This window comes from Staphylococcus sp. HMSC061G12 (genome assembly GCF_001838465.1).
Taxonomy (GTDB): Bacteria; Bacillota; Bacilli; order Staphylococcales; family Staphylococcaceae; genus Staphylococcus; species Staphylococcus simulans.
The window spans coordinates 41,107-42,293 of record NZ_KV837131.1 but is presented as its reverse complement, the minus strand read 5'-3'; the positions used below and the strand labels follow the sequence as shown (position 1 = coordinate 42,293).

At 39.5% G+C, this 1,187-nt stretch carries 1 protein-coding gene and 1 pseudogene; one reads left to right on the top strand and one right to left on the bottom strand.

Annotation, left to right across the window (positions count from 1 at the left end; genetic code table 11):
• Positions 1-731: LPXTG cell wall anchor domain-containing protein (locus HMPREF2937_RS08955; protein ID WP_142351428.1), on the top strand; the 731-nt coding region annotated here is incomplete at its 5' end.
• An 87-nt stretch (positions 732-818) separates the two neighbouring features.
• On the opposite strand, the pseudogene HMPREF2937_RS08950 reads toward HMPREF2937_RS08955, so the two are convergent.
• Positions 819-1,187, bottom strand: a pseudogene (locus HMPREF2937_RS08950) (ornithine carbamoyltransferase subunit F); the annotation flags it as partial.

The window sequence follows — 1,187 nt, the reverse complement described above, 5'->3', positions numbered from 1 at the left end:
CGGAAATTCCAGTCGAAGAAGTGCCTGAAGTACCAGCCGAGCCAGAGGTGGTAACACCGACAATACCTGTACCAGAGGTAACACCAGAAGTACCGGCAGAAGAAGCAACACCGACAGCACCGGAAGTACCAGTTGAAGAGATTCCAGAAGTGCCATCCGAGCCAGAGGCAGAAACACCAATAGAACCGGCACCAGAAGTAATACCGGAAGCACCTGTGGAAGAAGCAACACCGACAGAACCGACATCAGGGGTAACGCCAGAGGAACCGGTAGAAGAACCAACATCAGAGGTATCAGAGGAAGAACCAACATCGACAGGATCAGAGACTCCAGTTGAGAAAGAACCAGTAAAAGAAACAGAAGAAACGTCTACTGAAATTTCTCCTTCTAAAGAAGATACAGTAGTAGAGTCTGAAAAAGAGGAAGAAAATGATGAAGTTACTGTTGAAAACAATGACACATCAAAAGAAAGCACTGGTGAAGTAACTACACACAATGACATAGAAAATGTGAAAGCAAAATCAGTAAAAAAAGATGTTCAAGATAAAAAATCAACAACTTTAAACTCTAAAACTTTTACTCATAAAAAAGAAAGTAAGCCTAATAAACAAGCATTACCTGAAACAGGTAATGAAACATCATCAATGCCGTTATTAGGTTCATTGTTGACATTGTTTGGTTTAGGATTTATCGCAAGACGCTTTAATAAGAACAAAAAAACAGATAAATAAGACTGAGGGTAGTCTAAAATGAAAATGCCATTGTAGGGATTGAATCCCATTACCATGGCATTTCTTTATTTATAAAGTGAAATTGAATTATCCAATATCTCCTAGAGTCGCAACCATCACAGCTTTGATAGTGTGCATACGGTTTTCAGCTTCTTGGAATACAACAGAGTGTTTGCCTTCGAAGACTTCATCTGTGACTTCCATTTCTTTTAAGCCGTGTTTTTCCTCAATTTGTTTACCGATTGTTGTGTCAGTGTTGTGGAAAGAAGGTAAGCAGTGTTCGAAGATAACACGTGGGTTACCTGTTTTTTCGATCATGTCTTGGTTTACTTGGTAAGGTTTCAATAATTTGATACGTTCTTCCCAAACTTCATCGGGTTCACCCATAGATACCCATACGTCTGTGTAAAGTACGTCTGAATCTTTAACACCTTTATCGATGTCGTCTGTTACTAA